This window comes from Pseudomonas promysalinigenes (assembly GCF_014269025.2).
GTDB lineage: Bacteria > Pseudomonadota > Gammaproteobacteria > Pseudomonadales > Pseudomonadaceae > Aquipseudomonas > Aquipseudomonas promysalinigenes.
In genome coordinates this window covers 551,851-566,070 of record NZ_CP077094.1, presented here as the reverse complement: position 1 = coordinate 566,070, position 14,220 = coordinate 551,851, and the positions used below count along the sequence as shown (strand labels likewise).

16 protein-coding genes, 1 pseudogene and 1 riboswitch are annotated in these 14,220 nt (G+C 63.1%); of the genes and pseudogenes, 5 read left to right on the top strand and 12 right to left on the bottom strand.

Annotated elements, in window-relative coordinates; all coding sequences use genetic code 11:
• Nucleotides 1-100: 100 nt before the first annotated feature.
• Nucleotides 101-343, bottom strand: a complete 243-nt coding sequence (locus HU725_RS02665; RefSeq protein ID WP_060478945.1) for a hypothetical protein — start codon at nt 341-343, stop codon at nt 101-103.
• A 319-nt stretch (nt 344-662) separates the two neighbouring features.
• Nucleotides 663-963: pseudogene (locus HU725_RS02660) on the bottom strand (TonB-dependent siderophore receptor); the annotation flags it as partial.
• A 72-nt stretch (nt 964-1,035) separates the two neighbouring features.
• Nucleotides 1,036-1,177: riboswitch (FMN riboswitch) on the top strand.
• Between the two features lie 80 nt (nt 1,178-1,257).
• Between HU725_RS02660 and ribB the strand changes: the two are divergent.
• The 5 genes from ribB to HU725_RS02635 all read left to right on the top strand — a co-directional run bounded on the left by ribB (nt 1,258) and on the right by HU725_RS02635 (nt 7,161).
• Nucleotides 1,258-1,908, top strand: coding sequence for a 3,4-dihydroxy-2-butanone-4-phosphate synthase (gene ribB, locus HU725_RS02655; RefSeq protein ID WP_060478943.1), 651 nt, complete (start codon nt 1,258-1,260; stop codon nt 1,906-1,908).
• Between the two features lie 98 nt (nt 1,909-2,006).
• Nucleotides 2,007-2,249, top strand: a complete 243-nt coding sequence (locus HU725_RS02650; RefSeq protein ID WP_027917804.1) for an exodeoxyribonuclease VII small subunit — start codon at nt 2,007-2,009, stop codon at nt 2,247-2,249.
• Nucleotides 2,246-3,133 carry a (2E,6E)-farnesyl diphosphate synthase gene (gene ispA / locus HU725_RS02645; RefSeq protein ID WP_060478942.1) on the top strand — a complete coding sequence of 296 codons (888 nt, stop codon included), beginning with the start codon at nt 2,246-2,248 and terminating at the stop codon, nt 3,131-3,133. Before HU725_RS02650 ends, ispA begins: the two co-directional genes overlap by 4 nt.
• A 175-nt stretch (nt 3,134-3,308) precedes the next feature.
• A complete protein-coding gene (gene dxs / locus HU725_RS02640) occupies nt 3,309-5,204 on the top strand; it encodes a 1-deoxy-D-xylulose-5-phosphate synthase (protein ID WP_186478747.1) in 1,896 nt (631 codons plus the stop codon).
• Nucleotides 5,205-5,289: 85 nt separating this feature from the next.
• A complete protein-coding gene (locus HU725_RS02635; RefSeq protein ID WP_186478746.1) occupies nt 5,290-7,161 on the top strand; it encodes a TonB-dependent receptor domain-containing protein in 1,872 nt (623 codons plus the stop codon).
• Here HU725_RS02635 and HU725_RS02630 read toward each other — a convergent pair.
• From HU725_RS02630 to HU725_RS02585, 10 genes are all read right to left on the bottom strand, one after another.
• Complete coding sequence (locus HU725_RS02630) at nt 7,139-7,951, bottom strand: cobalamin-binding protein (RefSeq protein ID WP_186478776.1); 813 nt, start codon at nt 7,949-7,951, stop codon at nt 7,139-7,141. The two genes, HU725_RS02635 and HU725_RS02630, sit on opposite strands and share 23 nt — an antisense overlap.
• On the bottom strand, nt 7,951-8,370 hold the full coding sequence (locus HU725_RS02625) for an MFS transporter (RefSeq protein ID WP_186478745.1): 420 nt from the start codon (nt 8,368-8,370) through the stop codon (nt 7,951-7,953). Before HU725_RS02625 ends, HU725_RS02630 begins: the two co-directional genes overlap by 1 nt.
• On the bottom strand, nt 8,367-8,984 hold the full coding sequence (gene ribA / locus HU725_RS02620; RefSeq protein ID WP_186478744.1) for a GTP cyclohydrolase II: 618 nt from the start codon (nt 8,982-8,984) through the stop codon (nt 8,367-8,369). Before ribA ends, HU725_RS02625 begins: the two co-directional genes overlap by 4 nt.
• Nucleotides 8,985-9,113: 129 nt before the next feature.
• Entirely contained in the window at nt 9,114-9,857 is a 744-nt protein-coding gene (locus HU725_RS02615; protein ID WP_186478743.1) for a substrate-binding periplasmic protein, read from the bottom strand.
• A gap of 15 nt (nt 9,858-9,872) precedes the next feature.
• Nucleotides 9,873-10,376, bottom strand: a complete 504-nt coding sequence (locus tag HU725_RS02610; protein ID WP_060478935.1) for a phosphatidylglycerophosphatase A family protein — start codon at nt 10,374-10,376, stop codon at nt 9,873-9,875.
• Nucleotides 10,373-11,341: a thiamine-phosphate kinase gene (gene thiL, locus HU725_RS02605; protein WP_186478742.1), complete on the bottom strand. Its 969-nt coding sequence runs from the start codon at nt 11,339-11,341 to the stop codon at nt 10,373-10,375. Before thiL ends, HU725_RS02610 begins: the two co-directional genes overlap by 4 nt.
• An 18-nt stretch (nt 11,342-11,359) precedes the next feature.
• Complete coding sequence (nusB, locus tag HU725_RS02600; RefSeq protein ID WP_060478933.1) at nt 11,360-11,860, bottom strand: transcription antitermination factor NusB; 501 nt, start codon at nt 11,858-11,860, stop codon at nt 11,360-11,362.
• Nucleotides 11,857-12,333: a 6,7-dimethyl-8-ribityllumazine synthase gene (gene ribH / locus HU725_RS02595; protein ID WP_060478932.1), complete on the bottom strand. Its 477-nt coding sequence runs from the start codon at nt 12,331-12,333 to the stop codon at nt 11,857-11,859. Before ribH ends, nusB begins: the two co-directional genes overlap by 4 nt.
• Before the next feature lie 90 nt (nt 12,334-12,423).
• Nucleotides 12,424-13,515, bottom strand: a complete 1,092-nt coding sequence (ribBA, locus tag HU725_RS02590; protein ID WP_060478931.1) for a bifunctional 3,4-dihydroxy-2-butanone-4-phosphate synthase/GTP cyclohydrolase II — start codon at nt 13,513-13,515, stop codon at nt 12,424-12,426.
• A gap of 18 nt (nt 13,516-13,533) precedes the next feature.
• Nucleotides 13,534-14,199 carry a riboflavin synthase gene (locus HU725_RS02585; protein ID WP_186478741.1) on the bottom strand — a complete coding sequence of 222 codons (666 nt, stop codon included), beginning with the start codon at nt 14,197-14,199 and terminating at the stop codon, nt 13,534-13,536.
• Nucleotides 14,200-14,220: the final 21 nt, after the last annotated feature.

The window sequence follows — 14,220 nt, the reverse complement described above, 5'->3', positions numbered from 1 at the left end:
CGCCCCCACAGAGATCGCCTCAGACCGAAGGCCTGCGCTGTAGCTGTGGAACCGGGCGTGCCCACCATGAGCGCCGAGCAGCCGGTACATCAACTGAGGCTTAGTGCAAGGTGCGAGGCCCTGTGGGCATCTGCACCTGGATCAACGCTGATTCGAGCAAAGCCCGCAGCGCTTCAATCTCATGCATCGAGGCCATCATCAGGATCGATGCCGGTGACTTGGGCTGCAGCAGCAATGCCTGATGCACCACAGTCGTCGCGCATAGGGCGTACTCCGTGGCTTGGATCAGAGTGTCTTCAAGGGAATGAATATCGTGGGGTGGGTCGGGGACAATTTTGAGCATGGTGTAATCTCGTCTGTATCAGAAGGGAGCACCACGACATCACTTGCATTTGATGGGTGGCGGCTACGTGCGGGTCTGCAAGACCGGACAGACGAGAACCGGCAGATCCGAAGATCTCCCGCACGCAGCCACCATTAACCGAAGCTGACTTCATGCAACTCGGATAGCGGTACTGAGCGTCTGATCGGGCTTGCAGACCCGGTCGCTGATTTGGCAACGACCGGATCACACTAAGCCGCCAGATACACCACCGCAATGGCCCAAAGGCGGTAGGAAGCTAATTCAGAAATGGACTACAAACAACGGGAATTTTCTGAACTTAGAAGTCATACCGCGCCCCGACCATCATGCTTCGAGATGGCCCATAAGAAGTTGAATGTCGAAGTCGACCCCACCCGCGACAGGTAATCCCGATCGAACAGGTTGTTAATGTTGTACGTCGCCGTAAGCGTCGAGCTCACCGGATACAACAGCATCGCGTCCACAGCGGCATAGCCCGGCGCATTGATACGCACCCCGCCGTTTTCAGAGTAGAAATAGCTCATTCCCGAAACACCGCCACCAATGGCCAGCCCATTCAGCGGGCCTTGGCTGATCGCGTATTTGCTCCACAACTGCGCGGCGCGGGTGGCGCTTGCCAAAAGTCGTAGAAGCTCAGCTTGCCTGTCGGGCGGCTCAGTACTGTATGCTTGGCCGGTCTTCAGGGCGGGGTGAAAGTCCCCACCGGCGGTAAATCGAAAGATAAGCCCGCGAGCGCCTCGGCCATGCCGAGGGTCAGCAGATCTGGTGCGACTCCAGAGCCGACGGTCATAGTCCGGATGAAAGAAGGCGTCAGGCAGGGGCCATCCGGGCGCCCCTGCGCGCGCGTTTGGTTCGCCCCGAGACGTTCATCGATCCATTACGAGGAGCGTTTCATGTCCCCTTTGCTGCACCAGCAATTCCCTAATGTGTCCGCCGCCATCGCCGCCTTCCAGGCCGGGCGCCCCGTGCTGCTGCTCGACGATGACGACCGCGAAGATGAAGCCGATATCGTCGCCGCCGCCGAGAATCTATCGTTGCAGACCATGGCCATGATGATCCGCGACTGCAGCGGTATCGTCTGCCTGTGCCTGGACGAAGCCACGGTCGATGCCCTACAGCTGGCCCCCATGGTGCAGAACAACCAGGCCCGTCATGGGACTGGCTTCACCGTCACCATCGAAGCAGCCGAGGGCGTCAGCACTGGGGTGTCGGCGCAAGATCGCATCACCACCATTGAAGCAGCGCTGCGCTCGACTGCCGAGCATCGGCATATCGTCAGCCCTGGCCATGTGTTCCCGCTGCGCGCCCGTGACGGTGGCGTGCTGGCCCGGCGTGGGCACACCGAAGGTTCGGTCGACCTGGCGCGCTTGGCGGGCCTGCGCCCGGCAGCGGTGCTGTGCGAGTTGATGAACCCTGATGGCAGCATGGCGCGGGGCGAACAAGTGGCTGTTTATGCGCGGCAGTACAACCTGCCGGTGCTGACCATCGAAGAACTGGCCCGCTGCCGGGAGGCCATGCTGGAGCGGCAAGCCGAGATCGCCTGAACCAGGGCATGGGGGGCTGCGCAGCCTGCTGAAGTTTGCTCCCCCAGCCCCGCTCTGCTAACGTCGCGCGGTTCAGACCCGCCACAGAGACTGTCGCCATGGCCCGCAAAAAAGCCTCCATCGATTTCGAACAATCCCTCGCCGACCTGCAAGCGCTGGTCGAGCGCCTGGAGAACGGCGAACTGTCGCTGGAAGACTCGCTGGCGGCGTTCGAGCAAGGCATCGCCCTGACGCGCGATTGCCAGGGCGCCCTGGCCCAGGCCGAACAGAAAGTGCAAATTCTGCTGGAGCGCGACGGCGAACTCACTGCGCAACCGTTCGATGCGGAGCCTGAAGCATGATCAGCGCTTACCAGGCCAGTTGCCAGGCCCGCGTCGACGCCGCGCTCGAACCGCTGTTCATCGCGCCGACCAAAGAGCTGGAGCGCCTGTATGCGGCCATGCGCTACAGCGTGATGAACGGCGGCAAGCGCGTGCGCCCGCTGCTGGCCTACGCCGCGTGCCAGGCCCTTGGCGCGCCGCCCGAGCAGGCCAACGGCGCCGCCTGTGCCGTGGAGCTGATACATGCCTACTCACTGGTGCATGACGACCTACCGGCCATGGACGACGACGACCTGCGCCGTGGCCAACCCACCACCCACAAAGCCTTCGATGAAGCCTGTGCGATTCTGGCCGGTGACGGCCTGCAGAGCCTGGCATTCAGCGCCCTGCTCGACCCACACCTGAGCCCACAGGCCGATGGCACCCGTCTGGCCATGGTCCAGGCCCTGGCCAAAGCGGCAGGCCCTGCCGGTATGGTCGGCGGCCAGGCCATCGACCTGGGTTCGGTGGGCATCAAGCTTGACCAGCGGGCTCTGGAATTGATGCACCGGCACAAGACCGGCGCCTTGATCGAAGCCAGCGTGCACCTTGGCGCCCTGGCCAGTGCCCGGGCCGAGCAGGCGCAGCTCGATGCCCTGCAAATGTATGCACAGGCTGTCGGCCTGGCCTTCCAGGTGCAGGACGATATCCTCGACGTAGAAAGCGACACCGCCACCCTGGGCAAGCGCCAGGGCGCCGACATCGCCCGTGACAAGCCGACCTACCCTGCCCTGCTGGGGCTCGAAGCCGCCAAAGCCTATGCCATCGAACTGCGCGATCAGGCGCTGGTCGCATTGCAAGGGTTCGATGAAAATGCCGAGCCGCTGCGGGCGTTGGCACGCTATATCGTCGAACGCCGCCATTAACGCCTGACTTCAAGCCCTGAGGGGCTGGGTTGACCCGCGGATGCGATGGTGATTTCAGCATCGCGTTGTAAGATAAACCCGGCCCTGCAGCGCCCGCGTAACCCGTGTCGAATGGGCACTTTTCCCACAATGGGGTAAACTGCCGCGTCTTAACACACCTATAACGACTCGCCTGATGCCCACGACGTTTCAAGAGATCCCCCGCGAACGCCCGGTCACGCCGTTGCTCGACCGCGCTGACACGCCTGCCGGCCTGCGCCGGCTGGCCGAAGCCGACCTGGAGACCCTGGCCGACGAGTTGCGCCAGGAATTGCTCTACACCGTTGGTCAGACCGGTGGGCATTTCGGTGCCGGCCTGGGTGTCATCGAGCTGACGATCGCCCTGCACTACGTCTTCGATACCCCGGATGACCGGCTGGTATGGGACGTCGGCCACCAGGCCTACCCGCACAAGATCCTCACCGGGCGCCGCAACCGTATGCTCAGCCTGCGCCAGAAGGACGGCATCGCCGCTTTTCCGCGCCGCAGCGAGAGTGAATACGACACCTTCGGCGTCGGCCACTCCAGCACCTCGATCAGCGCTGCGCTGGGCATGGCCATTGCCGCCCGCCTGCAAAACAGCGCGCGCAAGTCTATCGCGGTGATCGGCGATGGTGCCCTGACCGCTGGCATGGCCTTCGAGGCGCTGAACCACGCTCAGGAAGTCAACGCCGACATGCTGGTGATCCTCAACGACAACGATATGTCGATCTCCCGCAACGTCGGCGGCTTGTCCAACTACCTGGCCAAGATCCTTTCCAGCCGCACTTACGCCAGCATGCGTGAAGGCAGCAAGAAAGTGCTGTCGCGCCTGCCGGGTGCCTGGGAGATCGCGCGTCGCACCGAGGAGTACGCCAAAGGCATGTTGGTGCCGGGCACGCTGTTCGAAGAGCTGGGCTGGAACTACATCGGCCCGATCGACGGCCACGACCTGCCGACCATGATCGCTACGCTGCGCAACATGCGCGACCTCAAGGGCCCGCAGTTCCTGCATGTGGTGACCAAGAAGGGCAAAGGCTTCGCGCCGGCCGAGCTCGACCCGATCGGCTATCACGCCATCACCAAGCTTGAACCTGTCGACAAGCCAGTGGCGCCGAAGAAGGTCAGCGGCCCCAAGTATTCGGCAGTGTTCGGCCAATGGCTGTGCGACATGGCGGCCACCGACAATCGCCTGGTGGGCATTACCCCAGCGATGAAGGAAGGCTCTGACTTGGTCACTTTCAGCGAACGCTACCCGCAGCGGTATTTTGACGTAGCGATCGCCGAACAGCATGCCGTGACCTTGGCCGCCGGTATGGCCTGCGAAGGCAGCAAGCCGGTGGTGGCGATCTACTCCACCTTCTTGCAGCGGGCCTACGACCAGCTGATTCATGACGTGGCGGTGCAAAACCTCGATGTGCTGTTCGCCATCGACCGCGCCGGCCTGGTCGGCGAAGACGGCCCTACCCATGCCGGCAGTTACGATCTGTCGTATCTGCGCTGCATCCCGGGCATGTTGGTGATGACGCCAAGCGACGAGAACGAACTGCGCCAGATGCTCACCACCGGCCACCTGTTCAATGGCCCAGCGGCGGTACGCTATCCCCGTGGCACGGGCCCCAATGCACCGATCAGTGGTGACCTCGAACCATTGGAAATCGGTAAGGGCGTTGTTCGCCGCCAAGGCGAAAACGTTGCCTTGCTGGTGTTCGGCGTACAGCTGGCCGAGGCCCTGCAAGTTGCCGAGCGGCTCAACGCCACCGTGGTCGACATGCGTTTCGTCAAACCACTGGACGAGGCGTTGGTGCTGCAATTGGCTGCCAGCCACGAGTTGCTGGTGACCATCGAAGAAAACAGCATCATGGGCGGCGCTGGGGCTGCGGTGGGTGAGTTCCTGGCCCAGCAAGCGGTGGTCAAACCGCTGCTGCACCTGGGGCTGCCGGATATCTATGTCGAGCATGCCAAGCCGGCGCAGATGCTGGCCGAGTGCGGCCTGGATGCCGCTGGCATCGAGGCCTCGGTCAAAGCTCGCATGGCCAGGCTCGGCCTCTGAGGCCATTGGCGGGTCAACCCGGCTCTACAGGCCGTTGCAGGCATCTGTAGGGTCTGGTTGACTCGTGAATACTATGTGACTGTGCATGAAAATCCTGACCTTCGCGCCACTGCTCTGCCTGCCCTTGCAGGTGCTGGCCGCCGAGCGCGACGACGCCCTCAAGCTGCCTGACATGCTGGTCAGCGCTAACCGCCAGGCGGAATCTCGCAGCGCCACCAGCGCCGCCAACACTGTATTCACCCGCGCCGACATCGATCGCCTGCAACCGAGCAGTGTCACCGACCTGCTGACTCGCGTACCCGGCGTACAAGTCGCCCGTACCGGCGGCCGTGGCAGCCTTCCAGGCATTTTCATCCGGGGCACCAAAGCTGCTCAGAGCCTAGTGCTGGTCGATGGCGTGCGCATCGCCAATGCAACCTCCGGCGACAGCGGCCTGCAGTTTCTCGATGTCGACCAGATCGAACGTGTCGAAGTGCTGCGCGGCTCGCGCTCGGCGGTGTATGGCAGCGACGCGATTGGCGGGGTGATCCAGATCTTCACTCGCCGCAGCAGTGGCCCAGGGCTGCAGCCGCGCCTGCGCCTGGCAGCGGGCAGCAACCAGACCTTTCAGCGCAGCCTGGGTTTGTCCGGCGGCGGCGACGCCACCCGCTTCAGTCTGGGTGCCAGCCTCGATGAAACGGCCGGCATCGACTCCACCGGGCCTTCGTTCGACAGCGATGGCGATCACGATGCGTACCGTAACCGGTCGCTGAACCTCAGCCTGAGCCACACCTTTGGCGAGCGCCTGGAGGCGGGTTTGAACGTGCTCGACAGCCACGGACGCAGTGAGTACGACAACCCTTTCGGCCGCTTCGACCCGGTCAGCTTCCAGAGTTTGGGCCAAGAGCCCTACACCGACTTCAGCGTCAGCAGCGTGGGTAGCTACTTCGATGCACAACTCAGCGACCTCTGGCACTCGCGCCTGGAGTTAGGCCACAGCGAAAACCGCGACGATAAGCGCGACAAGCTCAGCGACGAGCGCTTTGTATTCAACACCTACCGCGACCAAGTCACCTGGCAGAATGACCTGGAGGTGGGAGAGCGGCATAGCCTGCTACTCGGTGGCGACTGGTACCAAGACCGGGTGCACGGCAGCACCGATTTCAGTGAGGACAGCCGTTGGAACCGTGCTGCTTTCATCCAGCACCGTTACCGTGGCGAAGGCTTCTCTACCGAGGTGGGTGTACGGCGCGATCAGAACCAGCAGTTCGGCGGGCAAACCACCTGGAGCGCCAGCCTCACGCTGCCTGTAAATGCGCAGAACGATGTGCTGCTGTCCTACAGCGAAGGTTTCCGTGCACCGACGTTCAACGATCTGTATTACCCCCAGTACAGTAACTCGGACCTCAAGCCTGAGCGCTCGAAAAGCTACGAGCTGCAGTGGCGCAGCCAACTCAGCCCCGACAGCCGCTTGGAAACCTCGCTGTACCGTACCGACCTGCGCGACGCAATCATCTTTGGCCAGGACTCGATCCCCCGCAACGTAGCTGCGGCGCGGATCAACGGGCTGGAAATGGCACTCGACCAGCAATGGGGGCAATGGCGTAGCCAACTGGCCCTGGCGCTGACCGACCCACGGGACCGCGACAGTGGCCACACCCTCGCCCGCCGTGCCCGGCGCACCCTGAGCCTGGACCTGGATCGCCAGTTCGACCGCTTCGCTGTGGGTGCCAGCTGGCAGGCGGTCAGCGCCAGTTACGACGATGAGGCCAACCGTAATCGCCTGGGCGGGTACGGCCTGCTCGGCGTGCGTGCGGGCTGGGCAGCGACCGACGAACTGAAACTTGAACTCAAGCTTGATAACCTGCTGGCCAAGGATTACAGCCGGGCGCTATACAGCTTCGACGGTGCCAGCTATGGCTACCGCGAAGAAGGCCGTACGGCGCTGTTGAGCGTCACTTGGACGCCGGCACTTTAGCCGCCAGCAGCGCACACAGGCGGGCAGTAGCTTCAATCATCTGGCCGCTGGGCCGCTCCAGGCCCTTGTCCGGCACCACCAGCAAGCCGTCCCCGGCCACGGCACTCAGGCGTGGCCAGGCCCGCCAGCTCGCCAGCTGCGCGCGATCACCCGCCAGAATTACCTGCGGGTCCCGCGCCAGAACCGACTCGACATTCACCTGCGGCGCCGGCTGGGCCAGGTCGGCGAATACATTGCGTGCCCCACACACCGCCAAGGCATCGCTGACGACCTGCTGCCCGCCCAGGGTATACAACGGCCGATCCCAGACCTGGTAGAACACCCGCAACGGCTGCGCGCGACGGTACTGCTGGCGCAATTGCAGCAGGCGCTCAGCCAGGGCCTGCACGTAACGCCGGCCCTGCTCCTCCCGCCCGACACGCACGGCGATGGCCTGGATCTGTTCGAGCAACTGGTTCAAGTCATGAGGTTCGGCGCTGTAGGTCGCGATGCCTAAGCGCTTAAGCTGGTCGCGCTGGGCGGGGGGCACGCTGCCGGGCCATAGCAATAGCAGGTCAGGCTTGAGGCTGAGCAGGGTTTCCATGTTCAACTGGCCCTGGCGCCCGACCGAAGGCAGCTGCTGCAATGCGTGCGGCCGCTCACCGCCATCGAGCAAGCCCACCAGCAAATCCTCAGCGTGCAACTCGAGCATCACTTCAGTCATCGACGGCGCCAGGCTGACCACGCGCAAAGGTTCACCGGCCCGTGCGCCAACGCTCAGCAGCGCCAGCAGGCAAAGCACAAAGCGCATCAGCCCAAATGACGCGAAATGCGATAGAGACATAGCAGCACCGCCGTTGACAGCCCGAGCAGCACCTGCGGCACCGCTTCCAGCCCAACCAGCACTGACAGCGCACCGACCCAGGCCGGGAAGCAGGCATACAGCATGCCCATTCGCCGCACCTGGGCAAGGTTGATCCAGGCTGCAGGCTCCTGCGCCGTGCCAAGCGCTTTGGAAGTGGCGATCAGCGACCGCTTGTACGCGCCGAAGCGCGGCAGGCTGAGGAACATGCTAGCGGCGCCGGCAATGAACAACGGCATTGCTAGCACCGGCATCAGGGCATCGCCCCCACCGAATGCCCAGGCCATGATTGGCAGCGGCACCAGGCCCACCGCCAGGTATTGCCACCAGGCCAGCGCCAGGCGGCGTTTGACCTGGCTGCGGGTCACGCTTGGGGCACCTCGCCCTGGTGTTCGTTACCCAGCATATGGCCGAGCTTGCCAGCCTTGGTTGCCAAGTAGTAACGGTTGTGCGGGTTATGGCCGGTGTGCAGCGGTACGCGCTCGGCAACCTTGATGTTCATGTCGGTCAGCGCTTTGACTTTGCGCGGATTGTTGGTCATCAGGCGCAGCGATTTAACCCCTAGGTGCTCAAGCATCGGCAGGCACATGGCGTAATCGCGCTGGTCAGCGGCAAAGCCCAGGCGCTCGTTGGCCTCGACCGTGTCGGCGCCGCCATCTTGCAGCTCGTAGGCGCGGATCTTGTTCAACAGGCCGATGCCACGGCCCTCCTGACGCAGGTACAGCAGCACACCACGGCCTTCCCGGGCGATGGCCTGTAAAGCGGCTTCAAGCTGCGAACCACAGTCGCAACGCTGGCTGAAAAGGGCATCGCCGGTCAGGCACTCGGAGTGCAGACGCCCCAGCACCGGCTCGCCATCGGCGATATCACCCAGGCTGAGCACTACGTGCTCACGGCCAGTGGCTTCGTCGAGAAAGCCATGCATGGTGAAGGTCGCAAAGGGAGTCGGGAGTTTCGAGGCGGCAACAAAGACGACGGGCACGTTGTGCTCCTGGATAAGTAGGAAATTTCTCGTGTGCCGATTGTATCAGCAGGTCGTCAGGTGTGCGCTCGTTGAATACCGCGCCTGAACATCGAAAAGTTCGATGTTTGCACGGGCCATCGTCCAGCATCACTGCGGCTTGCTGAGGGGCGAGAACGGGTAAGGCTGTTTCCAGCGCTCGAAAATCGGCTTGAGTTCACCGCTGCGCACCAGTTCGGCCATGCGCTGGTCGAACAGCTCGCACAAGGCCTGTGCTTGCCCGGTGCGGGAAAACGCCAGGTAAAGCGGTAGTTCGGCGACGTGGGTGCTGCGAAAACGCTCTGGTTGCGAGGTTTGGCCGAGTACGTAATCGACTTCGGTTTTAGCGTCGATGTAAAAATCCACCCGCTCATGTTCGAGCATTGGCAAGATGCCGTCACGGCGCTGGACTTCACGGTAGTTGCTGACATTGGGTAGGTAACTGCCATAGTCGTAGCCACGCACCCAGGCTAGCCGATACTGGCCGAGGGCAGCCAATGTAGGCGCAGGCTTGCTGGCCAAGCCGAGGGCGTAGATATGGTCCATGTCGAAGTGCCACTTGGGGTAGAGGTTGTCGGCGTTTTCCTGCTTGTAGGAGCCCACCCAGGCATCAGCTTCGCCACGCTTTACCAAGCCAACCGCCCGGCTATAGGGCGCACTTTGCGCTACCACATGAACCCCGGCAGGCTCGAAGACCTTGCGCAACACATCCCAGGCGACACCGGTCCCATCGGCGTTGGTGTAATCCACCCACTCTTCGCTGACCAGGGTGATCTGCTTGGGCAACGGCTCAGCGGCCATGGCCCATGGGGCAAGGCTCAGCATCATTGCCAGCAGTACGGTCCTCACGGCCATCCAACGCTCCCTGTTTCAGCCTACCGCCCATACCAGAACCTGCATCCCCAGCCAGGCGAACACACCTGCCAGCACATCGTCGAGCATGATCCCGACACCACCATGCACATGCCGATCGATCCAGCGAATCGGCCACGGTTTGAGGATGTCGAAGAAACGGAACATCAGGAACCCAGCCAGGATCCACTGCCACCCTTCCGGCACCAACCACAGGGTGATCCACATGCCGACCATCTCATCCCAGACAATGCCCTCGTGGTCGTGCACACGCAAGTCTTCGGCCACTTTACCGCACAGCCAGAAACCGAACAGCATGGTCACGCCCAGCAGCAGCCAGTAACCCCAATCGGGGAGCATCTGCCATAGCGGAATGAATGGGATGGCCACCAGCGAGCCCCAGGTGCCTGGGGCTTTTGGCAAGGTGCCGGAACCGAAACCAAAGGCAATGAAATGCCATGGATTGCGCCAGACCGATGGCGGAACGTTCTCCGCTGGCACCTGGTTGGGGTGGTCGGTCACGGTGTCTCCCTAAAATGTTGATAGCCCCGTTGGACCGGGGTGATGTCCTGGCCCAGCGCATCACGCAGGGTCACGCCCTTGCCATCGAGCACCCGGCCGATGACGTACACCTGGCCAGGGGCACGGTCGATGAGCCCGGGCAGCGCGGCAGGTGGCAGAGTGAACGCCAGGACGTAGTCGTCGCCTCCGGTCAGCGCCGCCAGCCGTGCCCCATCGAGGCCGAGAAAGCCTTGCAGTGCAGGAGACACTGGCACCTGCTCCAGGTTCACCTCCAGCGCAACACCGGAGGCCTTGGCGATATGCCCGCAGTCGGCGAGCAGGCCATCGGAAATGTCCAGTGCCGACGTGGCCTGGCCGCGCAACAACTGGCCCAGGCCAAGCTGAGGCATTGGCGACCAGTAATGCTCAAGCAGCGGCTCAGCCTGCTCGGCCGGTGCCTCGCGCTCATCCAGCAGCAGCGGCAATGCCCCTGCCGCCTTGCCCAGCGTGCCGCCGACGCACAGCAGATCGCCGGGCCGTGCGCCGCTGCGGCGCAGCGCTTGGCCGGCCGGTACGCGGCCGAACACGGTCACGGTGATACTCAGCGGCCCGCGGGTTGTATCACCCCCGACCAGGCTCATGCGGCACCGCTTAGCCATGCGGCCAAGCCCTTCGGCATAGGCCGCCAGCCAATCAGCGCCTACATCGGGCAGGGTCAGGGCGAGGGTGAAGCCGATCGCCGTCGCGCCCATGGCGGCCAGGTCACTGGCGGCCACGGCCAGCGAGCGCTGGCCTAGAAGCAACGGATCGCAGACGCTTGGGAAATGCACGCCGGCTACCAGCGTGTCGGTCGACACCGCCAGTTGCTCACCGGGTGGAAGGCCGAGCAGGGCGCAATCGTCGCCGATGCCCAACGCCACACCTTCGCCGCCCTGCGCGCAAGGCGCGGCGGCGAAGTAATGGTTGATCAGCTCGAACTCACCCATGGGCCGGCAGCGCCAGGATCAGCGCTTGTTCGCCTTGACTTCTGCTTCGCGCAGCACTGGAGCGAGTTTGTCCAGCACGCCATTGACGAACTTGTGGCCATCGGTAGCACCGAAGACCTTGGCCAGCTCCACACCTTCGTTGATCACCACGCGGTACGGTACGTCGACGCGCTTGATCAGCTCCCAAGTGGACAGGCGCAGTACGGCCAGCTCGACCGGGTCGAGCTCTTCCAGCGCCATGGTCATGCAAGGTTCCAGCGCTTTGTCGATTTCGCCTTTGATCGCCGGAACCCCATGCAGGATCTCGCGGAAATAGGCACCGTCGACATCGGTGAAATCGTTATCGACCCGGAACTGCGCTTCGATCTCGTTCAGCGAATGCTGTGCCATGTGCCACTGGTACAGGGCCTGGGTCGCAAGCTTGCGTGCCTCACGGCGCTTGGCGCTCTTGGAAGGCTTGCCGGCATCCGCAGGTTTTGGATCGCGCGGGTTGAAACGATCGCTTTCGTCGCTAATCACTTGGCCTCCAACTGCGCCAGCAGGCTGACCATTTCCAGTGCGGACAGGGCAGCTTCACCGCCTTTGTTGCCAGCCTTGGTGCCGGAGCGCTCGATGGCTTGTTCGATGGAGTCGACGGTCAGAACGCCGAAGGCCACCGGTACGCCGAACTCCATGGACACCTGGGCCAGGCCCTTGGTGCATTCGCCCGCCACGTATTCGAAGTGCGGGGTGCCGCCACGGATCACCGCGCCCAGGGCGATGATCGCGTCATATTCGCCTTGCTGGGCGACTTTCTGTGCCACCAGCGGGATTTCGAACGCGCCAGGGGCACGGATGATGGTGATTTCGCTTTCGCTGACACCGTGGCGTACCAAGGTATCGACGGCGCCGCTTACCAGGCTTTCAACGACGAAGCTGTTGAAGCGGCCAACCACCAAAGCATAGCGACCTTTGGGGGCGATGAAGGTACCTTCGATGGTCTTCAGGGTCATTCGATGTTCTCATCTTCAAGAGCGAGGCCGCATACAAGCGGCCTCGGCAGGGGTCTGGACTCGAGCTCTGGGCGTCAATGCCGCCTCAAGTCACTCGGAGGGCACGTATTCTACAACTTCCAGATCGAATCCGGATATCGCATTGAACTTCATCGGCGAACTCATCAGGCGCATCTTGCGCACACCAAGGTCGCGCAGGATCTGCGAACCGGCACCAACGGTGCTGTAGGTGGTCGGCACTTTGGCCGGTGCATCGCCTGCGCTTTCACGGATGTGCGCCAGCAGCACGTCGCCGTCCAGCGGGTGGCCCAGCAGCAGCACCACGCCGCTGCCTGCCTCGGCCACAGCGGCCATGGCCGCACGCAGGCTCCAGCGGCCTGGCTGCTTGACCAGCAGCAAGTCGCGCAGCGGGTCCATGTTGTGGACGCGAACGAGGGTCGGCTCTTCAGCGCAGATGTTGCCCAGCGTCAGGGCCATGTGCACGTCGCCTTCCACCGCGTCGCGGTAGGTGACCAGGTTGAATTCGCCCAGCTCGCTCTCGATCGGCTGCTCGGAAACACGCTGTACGGTGCGTTCGTGGATCATCCGGTAGTGGATCAGGTCAGCGATGGTGCCGATCTTCAGGCCATGTTCGGCGGCGAACACTTCCAGCTCGGCGCGACGCGACATGGTGCCGTCATCGTTCATCACCTCGCAGATCACCCCGCTCGGCTCGAAACCTGCCATGCGCGCCAGGTCGCAGGCCGCTTCGGTGTGGCCGGCGCGGGCCAGCGTACCGCCTGGCTGGGCCATCAGTGGGAAGATGTGGCCAGGGCTGACGATGTCTTCTGCCTTGGCGTCCTTGGCAGCTGCGGCCTGCACGGTACGCGCACGGTCGGCAGCGGAAATACCGGTGGTGACACCCTCGGCAGCCTCGATCGACACGGTGAACTTGGTGCCGAAGCCCGAGCCGTTGCGCGGCGCCATCAGCGGCAGCTTCAGGGTTTCGCAACGCTCGCGGGTCATCGGCATGCAAATCAGACCGCGGGCATGCTTGGCCATGAAGTTGATGTGCTCAGGCTGGCAGCACTCGGCGGCCATGATGATGTCGCCTTCGTTTTCACGGTCTTCGTCATCCATGAGGATGACCATTTTGCCCTGGCGGATATCTTCGACCAGTTCTTCGATGCTGTTGAGCGCCACTGGGCACCCCCTTCTCAATCAGGATTTCAAGAAGCCGTTGGCGGCCAGGAAGCTTTCGGTAATGCCACTGCCCTTGCTCGGCTCGGCAGCCTTGTCACCCAGAAGCAGACGCTCCAGGTAACGGGCCAGCAAGTCGACCTCAAGGTTGACCCGACGCCCTGCGCGGTAGTCGGCCATGATGGTTTCGGACAGGGTGTGCGGGACAATGGTCAGCTCGAATTCGGCGCCATTGACCTCGTTGACCGTCAGGCTGGTGCCGTCGACGGTGATCGAGCCCTTGTGGGCGATGTACTTGGCCAGCTCTCTCGGTGCACGCACCCGGAACTGGATGGCCCGCGCGTTATCGCTACGCGAGATGATTTCGCCGACGCCATCGACATGGCCGCTGACCAGATGGCCGCCCAGCCGGGTGGTGGGAGTCAGGGCTTTTTCAAGGTTGACCTTGCTGCCACTTTTGAGGTCGATGAACGCGGTGCGCTTGAGGGTCTCGACGCTGACATCGGCCCAAAAGCCATTGCCCGGCAGCTCGACGGCGGTCAGGCATACACCGTTGACAGCGATGCTGTCGCCGAGCTTGACGTCACCCAGGTCGAGCTTGCCGGTTTCGACGTAGACGCGCACGTCACCACCCTTTGCGGTCAGGCTGCCGATGGTGCCGATGGATTCGATGATGCCGGTGAACATGGGGACTTCCTCAAAAACAGG